Raw genomic sequence first — 19,638 nt, 5'->3', positions numbered from 1 at the left:
ACGATTTTTATACGAACAAGCTAACCTCGACCTCCCTGAACTTCCTGTAATGCTTCACTATCGTCCTGCCATCTATGAACGGAATTCCCTTCTCCTCCGCATACTCTATTGCCTTCTCCTTCGTCAACGCTCTTCCAGTCTCAGCATCCAGCATTTCGCATATCGCAACTGCAGGTGCTATGCCCGCCATCTCTGCCAGAGCAACGCTGAGCTCAGTCTGACCAACTCTCTCGTAAGTTAAGCCGTCTGCTGCTCTCAGCAAAGCCACGTGCCCCGGACTCCTGAATTCACTGCCGAAGTCAACTTTTTTACCCATCATGACTTCATCAACCACTTCTCCCACTCTTCTGATTGTCAGCGCCCTGTCAACGTCGGTGATGCCTGTAAAGGTATCCCTGTGGTTGACCCAGAGAGAGAAGGAACTTCTTGAATCGTATTTTATGTCGTCAGCATCAGCTATCCTCCTTATCTGGGGCATTTTCTCACTCGCCACTCTGAGAACATCGTGCATGAAAGGCAGACCGAGCCTTTCAGCTGCTGCCGGATGGATGGCGACACATATCAGCCCACCACCGTCAATCCTCATCATGGCAACCTCATCTTTTCCCACATGGATTGCAGGAATTGCTATATCCGTCTCCCCTTCCCTGTCATCGAAGTCGTAAATGAGCACAGGGGAGCCACCTCTAAAAGCCTTAAGCGACTCATCAAAATCCAGTATCATACCAGCACCTCCACTTCAACAGTATCTCCGTCTTTCAAGCCGAGTTTTTCCCTCAGTTTTACGGGAGCGATTATCTCAAGGATTTCGGATGGGTAGTGTGTCCTCTTAGGTATAACAACCGCCCCCTCCACACCATCAACCCTACATTTGAATGCCTTAACCTCTCCAAAAGTTCTGTCCTCGGTTGAAAAGCCCTCAATTAAGATGCCCGGCTCCTCGTCAAGTCTTCTCCGGAAATACATCTCTTCCTTGGGGATTTTTAGGTTTAAGGTTCCCGGATAGGGGTCGAAGCCGAGTTTTTCTTTAAACTGTCTCTTGTATCCATTTAGGGAGACGTAGTATCTGCCCTCTCCAACACCGCTGAAAACCTCTCCCCTAATCTTTATGCTCTCTTCACCCTCGAAAATTTTTTTGTAGTCCATGTATTCCCTATAGAGCGTCTGTTTCCCCTTCTCCGTAATAACGACGAACTGTCCGTCCTTGGTCAAGGTTCGGTCTATCAGACCTTCCTCCTCCAGTTCCTTGAGTCTTCTTGCAGCAGTCTGCAAACTCTGACCGATTTTCTCAGCCAGCTCCTTTGAGCTTATCTTCACAACCTTTCTTGAGGCATTCATCAGGGCAAGAGACTTCAGAACCTCCAGCATTTCTCTCAAATTTGAGAAGCATCTCAGAAAATATAAAGTTTTTTATGCTTGGTTAATTGTGTTGAATTATTTCACTTAGGTGATAGATGATGGGTTGAAGTGTTTTTATGCTAAAGCAAGAAATGTATAACATCTGATATCAAACCACAAGATTTTTATGTTTTGACATAACATAGAAAATACGTAGAAAAATGGAGGTGGAGGTATGTGGAAGTGTGCAATTCTGCTGTTGGTAGTAGCCATACTTCCATCGGCGGCATATAGCTATTCCATAACAAATATTGAGGACTACACGTCGTTAGACGATCTAACGCCTTTTGGAACGCAGATTGCAGAGAAAGTTCAATACTGGCTGGGGACTAAAGATGGGTGGATGCAGAAATTCTACCATAAGGATTCGTCAGTTGATAGAGAAGATTTTGGAACTCTTGACTCCGGTTGGCAGGGACTGGATGAGTCCGACTTCCACTGGCATGTAGGCCATGGGCTGCATGGATCACTGAATGATGGAGACATTGCTCTCTACGACTACTCTACCTGGAACCCTGGTAGAAAAGTTGATTCATGGATGGTAGAAAGAAAGTGGGATCTAAATAACGAATGGGTTGTTTTTCAGAGTTGTTATGTACTGGATGGACCCTAACTGGGCGGCAGCCTTGAAATATTCTCATATGCTCTTGGGTTTCGAAACGGTGACATACATCGATCCGGATCTCCCAGAGAAGTTTTTCGAGTATGCGATAAACAAAAACTGGAAGATCTTCGATGCTTACAAAAAGGCAACAATTGAGACATTTGGAAGTGACGTTGAAGCTGCCGTATATATTGACGCAAGAGAACAGATAAACGACCACCTGTGGGGTCATGGATACGTGGCGCCGGACGAGTACCCAGATGACAATTACGTTTACCACTACCATTGGGGGTGTGAGTGAGGGGGAGGTTGTATGAAAAGAGGAATTATTCTTCTGTTAATTCTGCTGGTTGGACTGACGGCAGTCATTCTGAGAGTGCCAAATGCCGCTTTTGGAAACTCTGTCATTCTTGGTCCAATTGGTGAAATAGAGCTCAAAACAACACTACCGGACTCTCCAACAGAGGTAAATCTTTACAGAGTGGTCGGTGATGAAAGCATTGAGGGAATTGGAAACACTTATCCAGACTACGGCAAAGTCAGGTACAACCTGCCATCAGAGGCGGATGCCGTGAAGTTTGCAATAAAGGCGCTGGAGCGATATGGAGGTTTGCCGGAAGATGCTGTGTTATCAAAAGTTCAAACTGAGTATGCTGAAGTCATTGACACGGATACTGGAAAGGTCGTCGATAGGGAACCGACTCTCATAAGAGTCACTTTTAAGAGATGCATAAATGGGATGCCGGTCATCGGACCGGGCGGAAAGATAGTCATTTATATCGGTGATAACGGTGAAGTCGTCGATCTCACTAAAATTTGGAGAAAATTAGAGTATGCTGGAAAAGTGAAGATAATTCCGGCTAAGGAAGCTTTCGAGAAGTTGGTAAAAGGAGAAGTTATGATGAAACCGATGGGAAGGCTGAAACTGAAAGTCACGGATGTTGAAATGGGTTATTATGCTGCTGGTTTCGGGAAAAAGCAGGAGTACTATACTCCCGTCTGGATCTTCCACTGCAAGGATCACCTTGGGAACAATGTGACCCTTGCTGTTAAGGCTGCTGGTGGAGAAGACTTTTAACGCTCAAAAATCAAATTTTTTTGTGAAAGCAAGGATTGAGCTATACGCAACCCTCAGAGAAAAATATGGAAAGTCGGTCGAGGTTGAGTGTGACGGCACCCTGAAGGGGGCCTTTCTTGCTGCATCGAAAAAATTGGGTGAGGATTTTTTGAAAGAGGTTTTTGACGAAGAAGGCAACTTTAGAGATGACAGAATCATTACCGTAAATGGCAGAAATATTAAGGACGAGATTATTGAAAAATTACCGGAGAATGCGAGAATAGCAGTTTTCCCACCAGTAGCGGGTGGATTATGAAATTTGAGAAAATTCAGATTGAGCCAACAACTTATTGCAACCTCAACTGCGAGTACTGTCACCGCAAATCTGTGCCGGAAGTGGATATGCAGGATGACATTTTTGAGAAACTGGCTGGAGCTGCGGAAGAGTACGTGATATACGGTTATGGGGAACCTCTGCTTTTTCCGGAAGTTGAGAGAAAAATTGAGGAATTGGGTGGAAGGATTGTAATAAGCACGAATGGTATGCTTGAACTTGATGGAAATGTTATAGAGCTTGCAGACAGGGTTGGGGTTTCCATAGACGTTGACGACAGCTTTAGAAAGGGATTGAAGGTTGAAAGTGCTTTAAAGAATCTGGAAAAACTTGGAGATAAAGGATTTGCAGATGTGGTCGTTACTGCGGGGAATTTACACAGCATGCCCGATTTCTTCGAAAAAATTGCTCAGTACGGCTCAGGATTGATAGCTACGAACGTAATAGCGCCAAATCCTGAAATTTACAAGGAGAGAGTTTACTTTGAGGGAAGCAGGAGGAACGTTGAGCTCGTGATGAACATTGACGAGAAAATTCTTGTAGAAGCTATCAGAGACTGTTCGAGGGGAGGTGGACAGGCCTTAGCCGTTTACCGAAACATTCTGGAGCAGGTTTATTCGGAAGGGTACTCAATAAACCTGCTTGGAATTTTTGAGTCAAAGGAGAGAATAAGGAAGGCGATGGAGGCAGAAAAAGTCTTTGAGAGGATGGAGGATATAGCGAAAGATTATGGCGTTGATTTAATTTCTCCAGAATTTTTTGGTGACTCTAAGGCGAGAGAATGTCCCTATCGAGATTCCGTCTTCGTGAGGGCAGATGGTGTTGTTTCAAGCTGTATGAGCTTCGCTTACAGCCGTAGGGAATACGTTAACGCTCACTACAAGGACGTTGAGGCGTTTGTTGTCGGTGATCTGAGAGTAGAGGATTTGGACAATATTTTCGAGAATTTAGGGCAGTTTGAAAAGCTTAGAGAAGACATGGAGAACTTTCCCTGGTGTGCAGATTGTCCTTACGTTAGGGGGTGCTGGTTTGCAGAGAGAAATCTGGACTGCTACACCAACCAACCGTCATGCAGCGAATGTCTTTACAGCAGCGGAATTGCGAAATGCCTTCTGGGATAATTGCAGAGCCGTAATTTCTTTTTTTGAAGATAACTTTAAATTTGTTCATTATTGATGGTTAGTATGCTCTCTGAAATGCAGTATGTCAGAGTGCCGAGCCTCTGCGTGGATGCGATAAGAGAGCTCACTCTCTCCTGTGTTGACAGATCATATTACGATCATGTTGTAGACCTCAAGATTCTGCTAACTGCCGTGCTCTCGCCGGAACAAGACCTTCTTGACGAGCTGTACGAAATAATCTTCTGTAACAGGAGTTTTGAGGATAGAAGGCTGATTCTTCTTGAAGAACTCTGGAATTCAGCAATGGATCGCATGAAGAAGTTACCGAGATTTGAGAAGTTCGCACCACTTTTTAAGCACGATGTCAGAGTTGCCCTAACCTCAGCACACTATCTCAAACTTGCAAACACATTGCCAGAAGCTGTAAACCTCGAAGAGTGGAAGCTCTACACGGTGAGCATAGCATACCTTGTGGATGTAGATTTGATGGCGTCTCCATCTTTCAACATCAACGAGTTGCCATATTTGAGAGAGATATTGCTGCATGCGCAGCAGATGATCGGGATAAGTAGCTGGCTGTCATCATGGAGCGACAGCGTTACACCTCTCGCCTATCTGCTTTCCAACGCTTTAACAACACCTGCTGAGATTGCTGAACTTAATGACGGGGAAGTGATTGAGCTGGCCGAGATGTTTGGTTTTCGGGAGCACATGCTGAAGCTCTGGAGGGAAAATTACGAGAGAATCAGAGCTGTTGGTTCCAACGTAAACTCGTTTAATGTTGACTCCATCCTCGCCGGACTTGAGAAGCTTTTGAGGATATAATTTTCAGGATTTTTTATTAAGTATGATTTCAAAAAATATTTATCTCACCTGTTAACATTTTTTAGAGAAAAAATATTACAAGATATTCAGAGAATACGTAAACTTAACAAGGTGTTGAGATTATGGATGTTAAGGAGAAGATAAAAGAGTATTGGGATTCGAGATGCATGAGCTACGACAGGTCTCCGGGACATGTAGCCTTCCCTGAGCTATGGAAGGATTTTTTGGCCGGATTACTTGAGAGGAAGATGAGAATTCTTGATGTCGGGACAGGGACTGGTTTCATAGCCCTACTTCTTGCAGAGCTGGGCTACGAGGTTGTGGGACTGGATATCTCAGAGGGAATGCTGAGAGTGGCGAGGGACAAAGCCAGAAAGGCTGGAGTTGATGTTGATTTCCAAGTGGGAGATGCTGAAAACCTACCCTTCGACAATGAGTCCTTTGATGCCGTTATTTCCAGACACCTTCTCTGGACTCTGCCTAACCCGAAAAAGGCCGTTGAAGAGTGGGTAAGAGTGGTAAGGAAAGGTGGGAGGGTAATTGCGATAGATGGCAAATGGCTCACTACATCAACAAAAGCCAAATTAAGAAGATTCATCGGCCGTATCGGAATTGCAATCTACGAGAGAAGAATCCCATGGAGGGGACACTACAGCAGGGAGATAAACAGCATGCTCCCGTTTTACGGGGGTTCTGAACCGGAAAAAATCGTGGAGCTTTTCGGGAGTGTAGGACTGGTTGACATTTCTGTGGTGGATCTAAGGTGGATGAAGGAAAGGATGCTGGAAAACCAGCCCCTCGTTTACCGTTTTGCGTGGAGCAAGGAGTATTTTGCTGTTACAGGTTTTAAGGAGGTGATTTTGTGAAGCTGTCGAGAAGGAATTTTATGAAATATGCCAGCGCAACAACGGCCACTCTGCTTGGCATCAACTTGCTTGGCTGTTCCAGTAGGCAAAGCACGGGAGGAGTAGAGATCGGTAAGTTGAGCACAGTAGTTATGGGATACGGCAAGGACCACAAACTGAAGGGTGGGAAGTGGGGTATCGGCTTCTTCCCGAAGGTCAACACGCTCGAAAAGCTGGTGGAGTACGACTTGGAGAAGGACGAATACAAACCATTTTTGGCTGAGAAGTGGGAAGTTGAAAACGGTGGCAAAAGCATAACTTTCGTTTTGAAGAAGGGGGTAAAGTTCTCAGATGGAGATGAGCTTACAGCCGATGCTGTGAAATTTACAGTTCTCTGGCTCACAGCCAACCACCCCCTCGGCCAAGAAACTTTCGAGTCTGCTGACGTTGTTGATGACTACACCGTCACAATTCACTACAAGAAGGCTGAGTTCTTAAACCTCGCCAAAATGGCGGAGTTTCATATGAGCATAATGTCTCCCAGCTCCGTCAGTCCAAAGGGAGATGTGAAGGGAGAATGGGTTCTTCCAATCGGTACCGGCCCGCTGAAGGTTGCTGACTACAGGGAGGGGGAGTACGCTGTCTACGAACCGAACGTTTACTGGTATGAGAGGTTCGGATTGGAGCCGAATTTCGAAAAACTGGTTGTGAAGTTCATAAAGGATGAAGACACGAGAGTTATGGCTCTCAGAAGTGGGGAAGTTGACTGCCTATCCGACTACTGCCATGGCGGGAGTGATTACACTCCAAGAAACCAGCTTGCACCTCTCAGGCAAGATGGTTACAAGGTCTTCAAGAGGGGAGAACCCCTAACATGGGTCATCGCCTTTAACTACACCAAAGAACCTTTCAACAACGTCAACGCGAGAAAGGCTGTTGATCTTGCGGTAGATAGAAATGAGGTTGTGAAAATCTTCAACAGTGAAGTCTATCCTGCTGAAACACTGTTCATTGAGAAGGCACCCGGTATTAAGGAGGCGAAGGCTCAGGGAATTGTTTACAAGCCCAATCCGGATGAGGCGAGGAGGATTATTAAGGAGAAGGGTTACAGCAACCTCAACGTTAAGTTAATCGTTGACAAAGCTCAGGGAGACCAGATACTGGTAAGCCAACTCGTACAGGAGAAGTTGAACGATGTCGGTTTCAATGTAGAGCTGGAAGTTCTTGAGAGCGGTGCCTACAAGGAGAAGAGGGATAGTGGAGAATATGACATGAGGCTATACTACATTGGCGGAACTGACAGGAGATTCTACATGAGGCTGTACTGGAGGTTCCATCCTGAAACAAAGTGGAAGGTGTACGAGAGCGAGAGAACTGGAAACCTCTGCAAGAAAATACTCGGAGAGTTTGATGAGAGCAAAAGAAGACAGTTGCTGGTGGAGTTCTACAAAGCTGTTTACGAGGAGAGAGGAGTTGTGCCACTGTACTTTGACATAATGACTGTCGTAACATCACCGAAAATGGACATGACGTGGGATGAGACCTTCAAGTGGCCAAATGGCTACGAAGTGGGCGAACCGCTGTTCTACGATGTGTAATGTACGTTGTAAGAAGGGCGGTTCAGGCTGTGATAACACTTCTCGGAGTTTCACTTATTTCATTTTCTCTTCTCTACATTTTTCCCGGTGATCCTGCGGAGTTCATTCTGAGTATCAGATACGGCTATGAACCAAGTGCTGAGGATGTAGCGAGGCTTAGAGAGGAGCTGGGACTTAACAGACCACTGGTAACCCAGTACCTCGACTGGCTTTCGAGAGCTTTGAGAGGAGACTTTGGCATGTCGTGGACCGAGCCTAAAGCAGTTATGCCCCTCATACTCGAAAGGGCACAGGCGTCGGCAGAGCTGTTTCTCGCAACCTTCTTAATTTCCATTTTTTTCGCTTTCGTTCTTGGAATACTCTCCTCTATTTACAGAGACAGGTGGATTGACCATCTGACAAGGATGTTCTCAATGCTCGGCATAAGCATACCGAGTTTCTGGCTTGGACTGGTTTTAATATGGATATTTTCAGTAAATTTCCACCTGCTACCAGCATTTGGTTGTTGCGGCATCAAACACCTCGTTCTGCCTGTTTTAACATGGAGCTTTTCCTTCATGGCAATAAAAACAAGGTTTATCAGAGCATCAGTCATTGAAGAGCTTTCTAAGGAGTATATCGTAACCGCAAGGTCCAAGGGTCTGGCTGAAAGTGCAGTTGTTTTGAGGCACGCTTTGAGAAATGCTCTGATCCCAATAGTAACTTATCTTTCAATGTCCGTCAGCCATCTCATAGTGGGTTCGATCATGGTTGAAGTTGTGTTCTCGTGGGAGGGGTTGGGAACTTTGCTCGTAAAATCTGTGTTTGAGAGGGATTTCCCCGTCGTTCAGGCTCTCGTCTTCCTGTCAGGAGTTGTGATGATATCTGTGAACCTCGTAGTGGATCTGCTTTACACGGTAATAGATCCGAGAGTGAAGTATGGTGAGTGAACTGCGGCAAGGGCAAGGACGGAGAGTGAGTGGGTTTGGTGGTTTTAGTGGGTTTAGTCGCTTTAGTGCGAACCACAAAATGGTATTTACTGGTGGAGGCATAATCTTGTGCATACTCATCCTTAGCTGTCTCGCCCCGATAGCTGGAGATCCATGCAGTGTGAACATGGATGAGAGGTTATCTCCACCATCGTTCAAGCATCCCTTTGGAACCGACCAGCTTGGGAGGGATATGCTGTCGAGGGTTCTGCATGGGGGAAGGGTTTCGCTGATAGTTGCGATAACGATCTCCCTGCTCTCAATGGTAGTGGGATGTTTTGTTGGCGCTGTTAGTGGGTACTTTGGAGGGGTTGTGGATGATGTCATCGGCAGAATCGTGGATGTGTTCATGTCAATACCGGAGATAGTATTGAACATAGCCATGGTTGGAGTATTCTGCGCTGTGTATGGTGTATCCACCTTCATCGTTATATTTGCGGTGGTCTTCACCAACTGGGTCGGGTATGCAAGGCTGATGAGAGGAATGGTTCTGTCCCTGAAGGAGAGGGAGTTCGTTTTATGTGCCAAAGCGATTGGTGCTGGAGAGTGGTACATACTTTTCAGACACATAATCCCAAATGCAGCGGGCCCGTTGATAGTTCTCGCAACTCTGAACATCGGGAACGTGATAATGACAATTGCAAGCCTTGGTTTCCTCGGCCTGGGCATTCAACCGCCAATTCCGGAATGGGGGCAGATACTCAACTCGGGAAAGAACTACATAACCACCGCTCCCTGGATCTCCTTCTTTCCGGGACTTTTTATCGCCCTTTCTGTTCTGGGTTTCAACATTCTTGGGGAGGGTTTGAATGCTGAAAGTTGAAAACCTTGTCGTTCGCTTCAAAAGCAGAGTTGGTGTCGTGAGGGCTGTTGATGGTGTGAACTTTGATGTTGTGAGCGGTGAAAGGTTCGTGTTTGTTGGAGAGAGTGGGAGCGGGAAGACTGTTCTCGCGATGGCTCTCGTCAGATTGCTGCCCAACAACGCTACCGTGACTGGGAGAGTAATTTTTGACGGTGTTGACTTGCTGAAGCTGAGTGAAAAAGAGATGAGAAAGGTCAGAAATTGCAAAATCGCCTACATTCCCCAGAATCAGGCATCTCTAAATCCCCTGATGAAGGTTGGATATCAGTGCGCAGAGCCGCTCGTGGAGCAGGGACTGGAAAGAGGAAGGATAATGAGGAAAGTTTCAGAGCTTTTGGAGTTCTTCGGCATAGGCCACAGGTTTAAGGACTACCCACACAAGCTCAGCGGGGGGATGAGGCAGAGGGCGCTCCTCGTCATGGGTCTGTCGAGGGAGCCGGAGATGATAATTGCAGACGAGCCAACGAAGGGGCTTGATGCTGTGAAAAGGGAGCAGGTGGTAGAAGCTTTTCAGAAGCTCGGACGAAGAACGCTGATGGTTATAACGCACGATTTGCCCTTTGCTGAAAAAGTTGCCGACAGGATAGCGGTTATGTATTGCGGGAAGATAGTCGAGATTTCTCCAGCGAGAGAGTTCTTTGATTGTCCCCTCCACCCCTACTCCAAGGGATTGCTTGAATCTCTCCCTGAGAGGGGGATGAATCCAATTAAAGGGTTTCAACCAAGTCTGGTGAATCTGCCAGAAGGCTGTAGGTTCAGAGAGAGGTGTGACCTCTCAACTGCGAGATGTGCAGAGGAACCACCTTTGCTGGAGGTTGACGGTAGTTTGGTGAGGTGTTGGCTGTATGCTGATGAGATGTGTTAATGTTTCAAAATCTTTCAAGGTTGGGAGGAGAAGGATAGAAGTTCTTAAAGGATGCTCCATAGCCGTGGATGAAGGGGAAACCGTCGTACTTTTTGGTGAAAGCGGATGTGGCAAGACTACCCTCGGAAGAGTGCTTCTGATGCTTGTAAAACCCGATGCGGGAAGGGTGTTCTTCAAAGATACCGAGATAACGGCTCCAACAAGAGAATTCAGAAAAAGTGTGCAGCTCATACCTCAGAACCCCGATGAGGCTCTCAATCCAAGGTGGAGAATTTACGATAGCATAGCTGAGCCCCTGAGAGTTCACGGTCTTGCCGAGACGATGAATGAGGAGTTCGATGCTGTTGCGGCTATTGCAGAAAAGGCGGGGCTGAAGGAAGAGCACCTCCATCGCAAACCCTCTGAGCTGAGCGGTGGGGAGTTGCAGAGAGCGGTTATTGCAAGAGCACTGATTTTGGAGCCGGAATTTGTGGTGTGCGATGAACCAACATCAATGCTTGACGTGTCGGTGCAGGCAGCTATAGTAAGGATGTTGATGGACATTCAGAAGAGGACAGGAGTCTCTTACCTCTTCATCACGCACGATCTTGAACTTGCAAGGGCCATAGCTGATAGAATGTACGTTATGAGCGGTGGGAGAGTTACAGGAGAACTGAGAAAAGAAGAGCTGCGAGAGCTATCGAGAGAGAGTTTGATACGATGTGAACTGCCAAGAGTTTCAGCCCGGTTCTAACTCCAAAAAAGGATGTGAATATTGGCAGTGAGAATCTGAAAGACTCGACAAAAACATGGATGATCCGGGAGATGTACACGAGAAAAACTGCGATTCTCCAGTCCATCATCCCGGAATGTATCATCGTACCGGCAACACTTAAACCTGCAGTTGTGCTCATCGCTCCCGAGAACAGGATCAGAAGTCCAGCATTTTCAGAAGAGCCAAATTGGAAGATGAGGAAAGTGAAAAAGGTGGACACGGAGAGGACTGCAACCGTTCTGAGAAACACCTTGAGGACTTCTTTGAGGTTGAAGCTGTAATCGGACTTAGTGACATCATCATCTCCTCCATCCCCCAGCGTAACTCTCGCAAGGAGAATCAAGATGATGAATATTACAACTCTCGAAAGCAGATCGAGCAAAACAAAGTAAAGACCAACAACTCCGAGTATGGAAACCGCTACAGGGGCTAAAAATAGAACGGCAACCCTAAAACCCCTCGGGAGCAAAGAGAGGGCAGTTGAGTATGCAGTCTCCTCAAAGGTCAACTTTCCAGACTTGTACATTGCAGAAAGCGTGGCAACTCCAACTACCGGATGAATTAGAAAGGATGCAACTGCAAATCCGCTTTTCAGGTTGGATAAGCCTACAACCTTGTTCATAAAATCAGAAACTCTGCCAAACTGGGGCAAAGAAAAGAGAGCATTGGATAGGATCAGGCTTGCAAACATTATTGGAACGACTTTTGACAACAGATTCAGGGTTTTTATTGCTGCAGTGTAGGGATCCACTGTGAGACTAAGCCGTAGGTTTTTAAATGTTGAAGGTAAAAAACCAGACTGCCGAAATCATTATGTTTGCATCGCTCAACTCACATCCTTTTCCTTCAATCTTGCCCAGATCGTGGCCGAGATTTCAAAATCCGGAGCACCACTGAAGTGTCAAATATCAAAGTTCCTCACCCTGAACTTCTTTCTCTCCTATAACAATTTTTCCAACTCATCGTCTGCAAGTTTCCCTGCATACCTTTTCGAAGATTTTCGTAAACTTCATCCCTCGCCATTATGTTTTTCATGTATGTGTATTATGTATAAAATATTTAAAAACTATTGCAGTGTAGTCGTGAGACCAAGCCGTTAAGAAAAAAATTTAAAATTTGATTCCAAGAGGGGGCATGCTCGATTTACTCCTCAAAACGATCTGGCTCCTCCTTCCTGCCTACACCCCAAACAATTTTGCAGTTGTTACTGGAGGGGGGATGCCGATTGATTTCGGCAAAAAATTTGTTGATGGCAGGAGGATTCTTGGTGATGGAAAGACGTGGAGAGGATTTGCTGGTGGCGTTGCAGGAGGGATACTGACAGCAAATGTCCAATACGGTGTTGAAAAGCTCTTAGGCGTTGAAATATTCTCTTCTCTGCCATATTTTGAGTTCTTCACCCTCACGTTCCTTCTCTCCTTCGGGGCAATGTTTGGAGACTGTGTTGGTAGCTTCATAAAGAGGAGAGCAGGATATGAAAGGGGAGCGAAGTTTCTTGTAGTTGATCAGTTAACTTTCCTCCTTGTCGCCTTAGCAATTGCAGGCTTATACAACTCATTTTGGGAGCTTTTCTCGGCAGAAATAATTTTTATTGCAATCGTTATCACTCCGCTTTTGCATCTTGGGATAAATTATATTGCATACAAGTTAAGACTCAAAGAGGTTCCGTGGTGAGACTATGGGTAGGGAGATGGACAGGCTCGTTGGAAGGATGATAGAGGTTGGAGCCCTGAAGTTTGGAGATTTCATCCTTTCGTCAGGGAAGAGGAGCAAGGTTTACGTTGACGTGAAGCTCGCCTCAACGTATCCCGATATCCTCGAAATGATTGCATCTCACATTGCCGAAATTGCTGGGAGGATGGATTTTGACAGAATCGCATGTGTCGAGCTTGGTGGGGTACCAATTGCAGTTGCAGTATCACTGAAGCTCAGAAAACCCCTCATCATCTTCAGAAAGGAAAGGAAGGACTACGGACTTGGTGGGGACAGAATAGGTGAGCTGAAGGAGAGAGAAAAGGTTTTGATTGTTGAGGATGTCATCACCACGGGTAAATCTGCTTTGTCTGCTGCAAGAAGGGTTGAGGAGAGTGGTGGTGTTGTTAAGGCGATAGTGGCAGTTGTTGACAGGGAAGAATCGGACATTGAGGTTCTCAGCATTCTGAAGCTGGGTGATCTACTCAAGGCTTATGATGGTCTCCACTCCTCCGAATCTTAGGTCCTCAAGCTCTTTTTCTGTGAAAACTTGCTCAAGATCGAATATGTAGTTTTCAAAGGATTTTTCGACAATTTCAGCTGGGAAACCGATCAGTTTAGATAGTTTTGCAGCCTCCCTCCTGCCAGCCTTTGCCCTGTCGAACTCGGCGAGAAATTTATCCACAATGTCAGGATTGAGTTCAGCAAAGGTGTTGTTTAATGCGAGAGAACAGCAAACAAAATCGCCGATAACCTCGCTGAAAGGCTCTTTCTTACCTTCCAACATTGTAAAGTACGGCTCCCAGATGGCGATTGCTTTAACCTCCTGCAGTGAGTTTATCATGCTCTCAGGCGACCTGAAGTATCTTATTTTCCCTCTCAAACCCTTCAGCTCAAGATATTTTCTGAGATTTCTCTCCATTGTCGAGAATTCCGAGCAGCCCCACCATTCTGAATCCATATTCGAAAAAACAAGCCCGCTTCCGTTCATCGCCACTTTCCTTACTATTTTGATGCTCTTCATCAACACTCCAAAGATTGCTTGAGTAATGAAGGGGGAGGCGGCAATATCAACATGCCCATGGACAAGGTCTTTGGTAAGTTCAATACCGCTATCATATACCCGAATGATGGCGTTAACCTTCTCTGCTGCTTGAACAACCTTTGGATACTCGCTTGCCCTTAGAACCCCAACCCTCACAACACCTTTTAAGGGTTCGGGAGAGTATTTTGACAACCACACTCTATAAGATTTTCCAGAAATTCTCTTCCTGAAAACCTCTTTACTTTCCTCGAGAAATGAAAGGATTTCAGATACTGTTGATTTTGATAGTTCAAGCTTTTCATGAATCTCGCTCTGCAAGATTCCCTCATCACGAACCGATTCCAGTAGGGTTTTTATTTTCCGCTCCGCGTCCACTCTTTTTCTTATTATCTGCCAGTATATAAAGATTCGACTGAAGCTTAGCGAGAGAGATTTTTGGTTGAGCTAATGAGTCAATCATAAATATCTGACCCCCGTCAGCTCCTCTGAAACCTCCCAGAGCCTCTTTGCCAGCTTTTCATCCTTCGAAAGTCTGCTGGAGTCAACCCTGACCGGCCATCCTCTCTGTTCCATAAACCCTCCGGGTCCGAAGTATTCTCCGCCCTTAACATTCGGATCGGTTGCGGCCCTTATCAATGGTAAAGCACCCATTTTCGGGCTTTGAATGAACACAAATCTTGCAAATGGTCTGACGAGCCTATACCACAACCTTCCACGGATATACCTGTCAAGATTCGTTCTTGATCCTCCCGGATGCGCGGCGAGAGATTTGCTGTCTGCTCCAATCCTCTCAAACCTTCTTTGAAGTTCGTATGCGAAGAGCAGATTCGCAAGCTTTGACCTCGCATAGGCTCTGAAGGAACCATACCCGCCTTTCTCATACATCAAATTGTCGAAGTCAATCTTCCCGCGTTTGTGACCAAGGCTGGAAACCGTAACAACTCTCGATTGATGGGTAGAGAGGATGCGGTTGATTAGAAGTCCGGTCAGGGCGAAGTGGCCGAGGTGGTTTATGCCGAACTGAAGCTCGAAGCCATCCTCGGTTTTCCCGTAGGGAACCATCATAACCCCGGCGTTGTTGAGGAGTATATCTAATCTGTCATATTTGCTCTTAAACTCTTTTGAAAACTTCCTCACAGACCTGAGACTTGCAAGATCAAGTTGTATCGGTTCAACATCAGCATTTGGATTCTCAGCCTTTATTTTCTTAATAGCCTCCTCCATTCTTTCCACACTTCTCGATGCCATAACGACACTTGCATTCTTGGAGGCAAAAAACCTGACACACTCAAAACCGAGACCGCTGTTACCTCCTGTAACCACCACAACCTTACCGCTCATATCTGGCACATTTTCTGGGCTCCAATCGTAACTCATGGTATCAAAAAAATGATTTTAGGTGTCGGCAAGCTTCCCTGCGAGGTAATCGTCGTATGCCTGAAGATCGAGCATTCCATGTCCGCTGAATCCGAGGACTATTACCTTCTCCTCGTTGTTCTCCCTTGCCTTTACTGCCTCATCTATTGCCACCCTAACAGCATGGTTCGTTTCTGGAGCGGGAATTATGCCCTCTGTTCTTGCAAAAAGCACTCCCGCCTCGAATGTTGGTAGCTGTTTGACTGCCCTTGCCTTGATTATACCATGCTTTACCAGCATGCATAACGTTGGAGCATCGCCGTGATATCTCAACCCACCAGCGTGGATTGGTGGTGGAATGAAGTCGTGGCCGAGAGTATACATCTTAAGTAGAGGTGTCAAGCCAGCGACATCCCCAAAGTCGTATCTGTATTCACCACTTGTCAATGTGGGACAGGCTGCAGGTTCAACTGCGATAATCTCAAGTTTTCCGTTCTTTGCGTCATTCACAAAAGGATAAGCGAGACCCGCAAAATTGCTGCCTCCACCAACACAACCTATAATCACATCAGGACTTTCACCAGCAATTTCAAGCTGCTTTTTCGTCTCCAGTCCAATGACAGTCTGATGGAGCAATACATGGTTCAGAACGCTTCCGAGACTGTATTTCGTATTTTCATTCTTTGCGGCATCCTCTATTGCTTCGCTGATTGCAATACCCAAGCTACCCGGTGTGTCTGGGTTCTCTGCCAGTATCTTTTTCCCAACTTCCGTCCTGTTGCTCGGTGAGGGGTAAACCTCCCCACCCCATGTCTCCATCATGACTCTCCTATAGGGCTTCTGCATGTAGCTAACTTTAACCATGTAAACTGTGCAGGCGAGATCAAACAGCTTTGTTGCAAAGCAAAGTGCAGACCCCCACTGTCCTGCACCTGTTTCAGTAGTTAATCTTTCAACTCCCTCCTTTGCGTTGTAGTAGGCCTGAGCTACCGCTGTGTTCGGCTTGTGACTTCCCGGTGGGCTGCTGCCCTCATATTTGAAGTAAATCCTTGCAGGCGTCTTTAACGCCTTTTCCAGCCTCTCAGCTCTCACGAGCGGTGTGGGTCTCCAGATTTTGTAAATTTCCCTTACCTCCTCAGGAATCCTTATCCACCTTTCTCCACTCATCTCCTGTTCAATCAGTCCCTTCGGAAAAATAGGCTCCAAGTCCTCCGGCTTAACTGGCTCCTTAGTGGCTGGATGCAATGGTGGAGGTAAAGGCTCAGGAAGGTCGGGTAGAATGTTGTACCATTGCTTTGGAATTTCATCCTCATCAAGCAATATTTTCTTCATGCCGATTAAGTTCGTTCGCATTATATAAGTTTTATCCTTTATTTTGGGTTTAAGCTTTTTACATGCGAATGTAAAAATACCAGTGGGACAAAAATAGATTTAAGGCGATATGCAAACACACCCTATGGAACTCAAAAACTCAAAGAGGCTTTACGAAGAGGCTGTAAAGCTCTTTCCCGGCGGTGTTAGTAGTCCGGTTAGAGCATTCAAGCCACATCCGTTTTACACAGTGAAGGCTAAGGGGTCAAAAATTTATGATGCTGACGGTAACGTATATATAGATTATTGCATGGCCTACGGGCCTTTAATTCTCGGTCACGCGAATGAGACTGTAAGGAGGGCGATGGAGGAGCAGCTTGAGAGGGGGTGGATTTACGGCACCCCAATTGAGCTGGAAATAAAGTATGCCAAGCTGATAAGAAGGCATTTTCCGTCAATGGAGATGTTGAGGTTTGTGAATACAGGAAGTGAAGCAACAATGGCAGCTCTGAGAGTTGCAAGAGGTTTTACAGGAAAGAACAAAATCGTAAAGGTTGAGGGAAGTTTCCACGGAGCGCATGAAGCCGTGCTCGTCAAGGCGGGAAGCGGGGCGACAACCCACGGAATCCCGAACTCAGCAGGAGTTCCTCAGGAGTTCGTTAAGAACACGCTGCAAGTCCCGTTTAATGACGCTGAGTCTCTTGCCGAGGTTCTTGAGAAGAACGAGGATGTTGCTGCCCTCATCCTTGAGCCTGTTATGGGCAACTCTGCACTGATACTGCCGGAAAGAGACTACTTGAAAGAGGTCAGGAAGATCACTGCAGAAAATGATGTGCTTCTAATTTTCGATGAGGTTATCACGGGCTTCAGAGTCTCTTTGGGTGGGGCACAGGGTTACTATGGGGTGAAGCCTGATTTAACCACACTTGGTAAAATCGCAGGTGGGGGTTTACCAATCGGAATTTTTGGTGGTAGAAAGGAGATAATGGAGATGGTTGCCCCATCAGGAGGTGTTTATCAAGCTGGAACCTTCAGCGGAAACCCACTGTCTCTGACAGCCGGTTATACTACGGTCAGGTTTATCGAAGAAGAAAAGGTTCTTGAAAGGGTAACTGAGCTTACCAAGTTTCTCGTTGCGGGAATCAGAGACATTATTGAGGACAAGAATGCAGAGTGTGATGTAGGGAGCATGGCTTCGATGTTCTGCATATACTTCGGAAAAAAGCCATCAAACTACGCTGAAGCTTTGCAGCTAAACAAAGAAGCATATATGAACTTCTTCTGGAACATGCTGAAAAATGGCATCTTCTTACCCCCGTCCCAGTATGAAACTTGTTTTATGAGCTTCGCACACAGCGAGGAGGATATTGAAAAAACCTTGGAGGCGGTGAGTAATTCGATATGAAACTCGTTGTTGGAACGAGGGGCAGTAAGTTGGCGTTGGCTCAAACTCAAAGGGTTGTTGAGGGGTTGAAGGATCGTTATGAGGTTGAGGTAAAGGTCATAAAAACCACAGGCGATGTGATGAAGGACAAGCCGCTTTACGAATTCAAGGGCATAGGGGCTTTTGTGAGAACCTTAGATACCAAGCTTGCTGAAGGAGAAATTGATGTTGCTGTGCACAGCTACAAGGATGTTCCGAGCCAGAGGGTAGAAGGGACGGTTATAGCTGCTGTTCTTGAGAGAGATAGTCCTTGTGATGCCCTTATCTCAAAGAAAGGAGAGAGCATAGATGAGCTTCCAAAAGGGGCTGTGATTGGAACTTCCAGTCTCAGAAGGAGGGCACAGCTCAAAAGGTTGCGTGGGGATTTGGAATTTGAAAATCTGAGGGGAAATCTGGACACAAGGTTAAGAAAGCTTAATGAGGGAATTTACGATGCGATTGTGGTTGCTGAGGCTGGTTTACAGAGACTGGGTCTTGATAGAGAAGTTGAGTATCAGAGATTTGACCCATGTACAGTAGTTCCACCCGCAAATCAGGGAATTATAGCTGTTGCAACCCGAAAAGGTGAAGAAGACCTTGTTTCGTTTCTGAATGATGAAAAGACTTGGCTTGAGGCGAGAGTTGAAAGAGCTGTGGTGAGAGAGCTTGGTGTCGGATGTGCTGTTCCTGTCGGCGTTTACGCTGAAGCAGGGGCTAAGTTGAAGCTAATATGCGAAATTCTTAATGAAAAATACATCAGGGTAGAAGAAGAGTTTTCAAAGGAGAGAGCGGTTGAAGAGGCTGTAGAGATCGGAAGAATGCTGAGGAAAGAGATTTATGGTAGGTAAAGTTTATATCGTCGGAGCGGGACCGGGAAAAAAGGATTTGCTTACTCTCAGAGCCTATGAGCTGATAAAAAAAGCAGACGTAATTCTCCACGATGAACTCATTGGTGAGGTTGCAGATTTGCTGGAAGAGAGTAAAGCAGAAGTTATAAACGTCGGAAAAAGGGGTGGAAAGCACAGAAAGAGTCAGGAAGAGATAAACGAAATGCTTGTTCAATATGCGAGAAAGGGCAAGGTTGTTGTAAGACTTAAGGGTGGAGATCCATGCATTTTTGGTAGAGGTGGTGAGGAGGCAGAGTGTCTCGCCAAACACGGAATCCCGTTTGAATTCGTTTCCGGTGTGACCTCTGCAATTTCTGTGCCGGCGAATGTTGGCATCCCAATCACCCATCGCCGCTACGATCCAGCTGTTGTTTTCATAACTGGTAGAGAGAGTAGAGAGAGGTTGAACTGGGAGGCTTTAGCCCAACTCAACGCCACTATCGTGGTTTTGATGGGTGTTGGGAGGATCGAAGAAATATCGAGACTACTTATTGAACACGGAAAGAGTCCCGAAACGCCAGTGGCGGTAATTGAGAAAGGCTTCTCTGAGGAGCAAAGAGTCATAATTACAAAACTTGCTGAGATTTCCGAGAGAGTGAGAAGGGAGAAAATAGAGGCACCTGCTGTAATCGTTATAGGAGAGGTTGTGGAGCTTTTCAACGTCTTGTCGGAAGTATTGGAAAAATAGAGGTC

23 protein-coding genes are annotated in these 19,638 nt (G+C 46.1%); 17 read left to right on the top strand and 6 right to left on the bottom strand.

The genetic code is table 11. The features are described from left to right. Positions 1-7: 7 nt before the first annotated feature. Together ribB and BP688_RS01590 are read right to left on the bottom strand one after the other, a co-directional pair. Positions 8-724, bottom strand: a complete 717-nt coding sequence (gene ribB / locus BP688_RS01595) for a 3,4-dihydroxy-2-butanone-4-phosphate synthase (protein ID WP_290595932.1) — start codon at positions 722-724, stop codon at positions 8-10. Continuing rightward, the gene (locus BP688_RS01590) at positions 721-1,368 is read right to left on the bottom strand and encodes a winged helix-turn-helix domain-containing protein/riboflavin kinase (protein WP_290623221.1); all 648 of its coding nucleotides are present in this window, start codon (positions 1,366-1,368) and stop codon (positions 721-723) included. Before BP688_RS01590 ends, ribB begins: the two co-directional genes overlap by 4 nt. Before the next feature lie 205 nt (positions 1,369-1,573). Between BP688_RS01590 and BP688_RS01585 the strand changes: the two genes are divergently transcribed. The 12 genes from BP688_RS01585 to BP688_RS01530 all read left to right on the top strand — a co-directional run bounded on the left by BP688_RS01585 (position 1,574) and on the right by BP688_RS01530 (position 11,210). After that, positions 1,574-2,011, top strand: coding sequence for a hypothetical protein (locus BP688_RS01585; RefSeq protein ID WP_290623198.1), 438 nt, complete (start codon positions 1,574-1,576; stop codon positions 2,009-2,011). Continuing rightward, entirely contained in the window at positions 1,992-2,303 is a 312-nt protein-coding gene (locus tag BP688_RS01580) for a DUF6345 domain-containing protein (protein ID WP_349677310.1), read from the top strand. Before BP688_RS01585 ends, BP688_RS01580 begins: the two co-directional genes overlap by 20 nt. A 12-nt stretch (positions 2,304-2,315) precedes the next feature. After that, positions 2,316-3,080 (top strand): two-component system regulatory protein YycI, encoded by a 765-nt coding sequence (gene yycI / locus BP688_RS01575; protein WP_290595931.1) that lies wholly within the window; start codon positions 2,316-2,318, stop codon positions 3,078-3,080. 22 nt (positions 3,081-3,102) lie between these two features. Then, positions 3,103-3,375 carry a MoaD/ThiS family protein gene (locus BP688_RS01570; protein WP_290595930.1) on the top strand — a complete coding sequence of 91 codons (273 nt, stop codon included), beginning with the start codon at positions 3,103-3,105 and terminating at the stop codon, positions 3,373-3,375. Beyond that, positions 3,372-4,514 (top strand): radical SAM/SPASM domain-containing protein, encoded by a 1,143-nt coding sequence (locus BP688_RS01565; protein ID WP_290623197.1) that lies wholly within the window; start codon positions 3,372-3,374, stop codon positions 4,512-4,514. Before BP688_RS01570 ends, BP688_RS01565 begins: the two co-directional genes overlap by 4 nt. A gap of 63 nt (positions 4,515-4,577) precedes the next feature. Then, a complete protein-coding gene (locus BP688_RS01560; protein WP_290595928.1) occupies positions 4,578-5,339 on the top strand; it encodes a hypothetical protein in 762 nt (253 codons plus the stop codon). 122 nt (positions 5,340-5,461) lie between these two features. Then, a complete protein-coding gene (locus BP688_RS01555) occupies positions 5,462-6,205 on the top strand; it encodes a class I SAM-dependent methyltransferase (protein WP_290623196.1) in 744 nt (247 codons plus the stop codon). Continuing rightward, positions 6,202-7,782 (top strand): ABC transporter substrate-binding protein, encoded by a 1,581-nt coding sequence (locus BP688_RS01550; protein WP_290623194.1) that lies wholly within the window; start codon positions 6,202-6,204, stop codon positions 7,780-7,782. The genes BP688_RS01555 and BP688_RS01550 overlap by 4 nt, the downstream gene beginning before the upstream one ends. After that, positions 7,782-8,711, top strand: a complete 930-nt coding sequence (locus tag BP688_RS01545; protein ID WP_290595925.1) for an ABC transporter permease — start codon at positions 7,782-7,784, stop codon at positions 8,709-8,711. Before BP688_RS01550 ends, BP688_RS01545 begins: the two co-directional genes overlap by 1 nt. A gap of 106 nt (positions 8,712-8,817) precedes the next feature. Further along, entirely contained in the window at positions 8,818-9,573 is a 756-nt protein-coding gene (locus BP688_RS01540; protein ID WP_290595924.1) for an ABC transporter permease, read from the top strand. Continuing rightward, a complete protein-coding gene (locus BP688_RS01535; protein ID WP_290595923.1) occupies positions 9,560-10,477 on the top strand; it encodes an ABC transporter ATP-binding protein in 918 nt (305 codons plus the stop codon). Before BP688_RS01540 ends, BP688_RS01535 begins: the two co-directional genes overlap by 14 nt. Beyond that, complete coding sequence (locus tag BP688_RS01530) at positions 10,458-11,210, top strand: ABC transporter ATP-binding protein (protein WP_290595922.1); 753 nt, start codon at positions 10,458-10,460, stop codon at positions 11,208-11,210. The genes BP688_RS01535 and BP688_RS01530 overlap by 20 nt, the downstream gene beginning before the upstream one ends. On the opposite strand, the gene BP688_RS01525 is transcribed toward BP688_RS01530, so the two are convergent. Continuing rightward, complete coding sequence (locus tag BP688_RS01525; RefSeq protein ID WP_290595921.1) at positions 11,119-11,982, bottom strand: hypothetical protein; 864 nt, start codon at positions 11,980-11,982, stop codon at positions 11,119-11,121. The two genes, BP688_RS01530 and BP688_RS01525, sit on opposite strands and share 92 nt — an antisense overlap. A gap of 383 nt (positions 11,983-12,365) precedes the next feature. On the opposite strand from BP688_RS01525, the gene BP688_RS01520 reads away from it, so the two are divergent. Then, positions 12,366-12,905 (top strand): CDP-2,3-bis-(O-geranylgeranyl)-sn-glycerol synthase, encoded by a 540-nt coding sequence (locus BP688_RS01520; protein WP_290623193.1) that lies wholly within the window; start codon positions 12,366-12,368, stop codon positions 12,903-12,905. Between the two features lie 4 nt (positions 12,906-12,909). Beyond that, a complete protein-coding gene (gene pyrE / locus BP688_RS01515) occupies positions 12,910-13,446 on the top strand; it encodes an orotate phosphoribosyltransferase (RefSeq protein WP_290595919.1) in 537 nt (178 codons plus the stop codon). On the opposite strand, the gene BP688_RS01510 is transcribed toward pyrE, so the two are convergent. The 3 genes from BP688_RS01510 to BP688_RS01500 all read right to left on the bottom strand — a co-directional run bounded on the left by BP688_RS01510 (position 13,405) and on the right by BP688_RS01500 (position 16,656). After that, on the bottom strand, positions 13,405-14,343 hold the full coding sequence (locus BP688_RS01510) for a hypothetical protein (RefSeq protein WP_290595918.1): 939 nt from the start codon (positions 14,341-14,343) through the stop codon (positions 13,405-13,407). The two genes, pyrE and BP688_RS01510, sit on opposite strands and share 42 nt — an antisense overlap. A gap of 81 nt (positions 14,344-14,424) precedes the next feature. Beyond that, positions 14,425-15,345 carry an oxidoreductase gene (locus BP688_RS01505; RefSeq protein WP_290595917.1) on the bottom strand — a complete coding sequence of 307 codons (921 nt, stop codon included), beginning with the start codon at positions 15,343-15,345 and terminating at the stop codon, positions 14,425-14,427. A gap of 18 nt (positions 15,346-15,363) precedes the next feature. Continuing rightward, positions 15,364-16,656, bottom strand: coding sequence for a TrpB-like pyridoxal phosphate-dependent enzyme (locus BP688_RS01500; RefSeq protein ID WP_290623192.1), 1,293 nt, complete (start codon positions 16,654-16,656; stop codon positions 15,364-15,366). Between the two features lie 124 nt (positions 16,657-16,780). Here BP688_RS01500 and hemL point away from each other — a divergent pair, with 124 nt between their 5' ends. The 3 genes from hemL to cobA are packed head-to-tail and all read left to right on the top strand — an operon-like array spanning position 16,781 to position 19,633. Further along, positions 16,781-18,040, top strand: a complete 1,260-nt coding sequence (gene hemL, locus BP688_RS01495; RefSeq protein ID WP_290623190.1) for a glutamate-1-semialdehyde 2,1-aminomutase — start codon at positions 16,781-16,783, stop codon at positions 18,038-18,040. Further along, positions 18,037-18,906: a hydroxymethylbilane synthase gene (hemC, locus tag BP688_RS01490; RefSeq protein ID WP_290595914.1), complete on the top strand. Its 870-nt coding sequence runs from the start codon at positions 18,037-18,039 to the stop codon at positions 18,904-18,906. The genes hemL and hemC overlap by 4 nt, the downstream gene beginning before the upstream one ends. Next, complete coding sequence (gene cobA, locus BP688_RS01485) at positions 18,896-19,633, top strand: uroporphyrinogen-III C-methyltransferase (RefSeq protein WP_290595913.1); 738 nt, start codon at positions 18,896-18,898, stop codon at positions 19,631-19,633. Before hemC ends, cobA begins: the two co-directional genes overlap by 11 nt. Positions 19,634-19,638 lie beyond the last annotated feature (5 nt).

The sequence above is a fragment of the Archaeoglobus sp. UBA230 genome (genome assembly GCA_002507545.1).
In the GTDB taxonomy this organism is placed as follows: domain Archaea; phylum Halobacteriota; class Archaeoglobi; order Archaeoglobales; family Archaeoglobaceae; genus Archaeoglobus.
The sequence above is the reverse complement of the archived record's forward strand: the minus strand, read 5'-3'. Positions and strand labels throughout refer to the sequence as shown.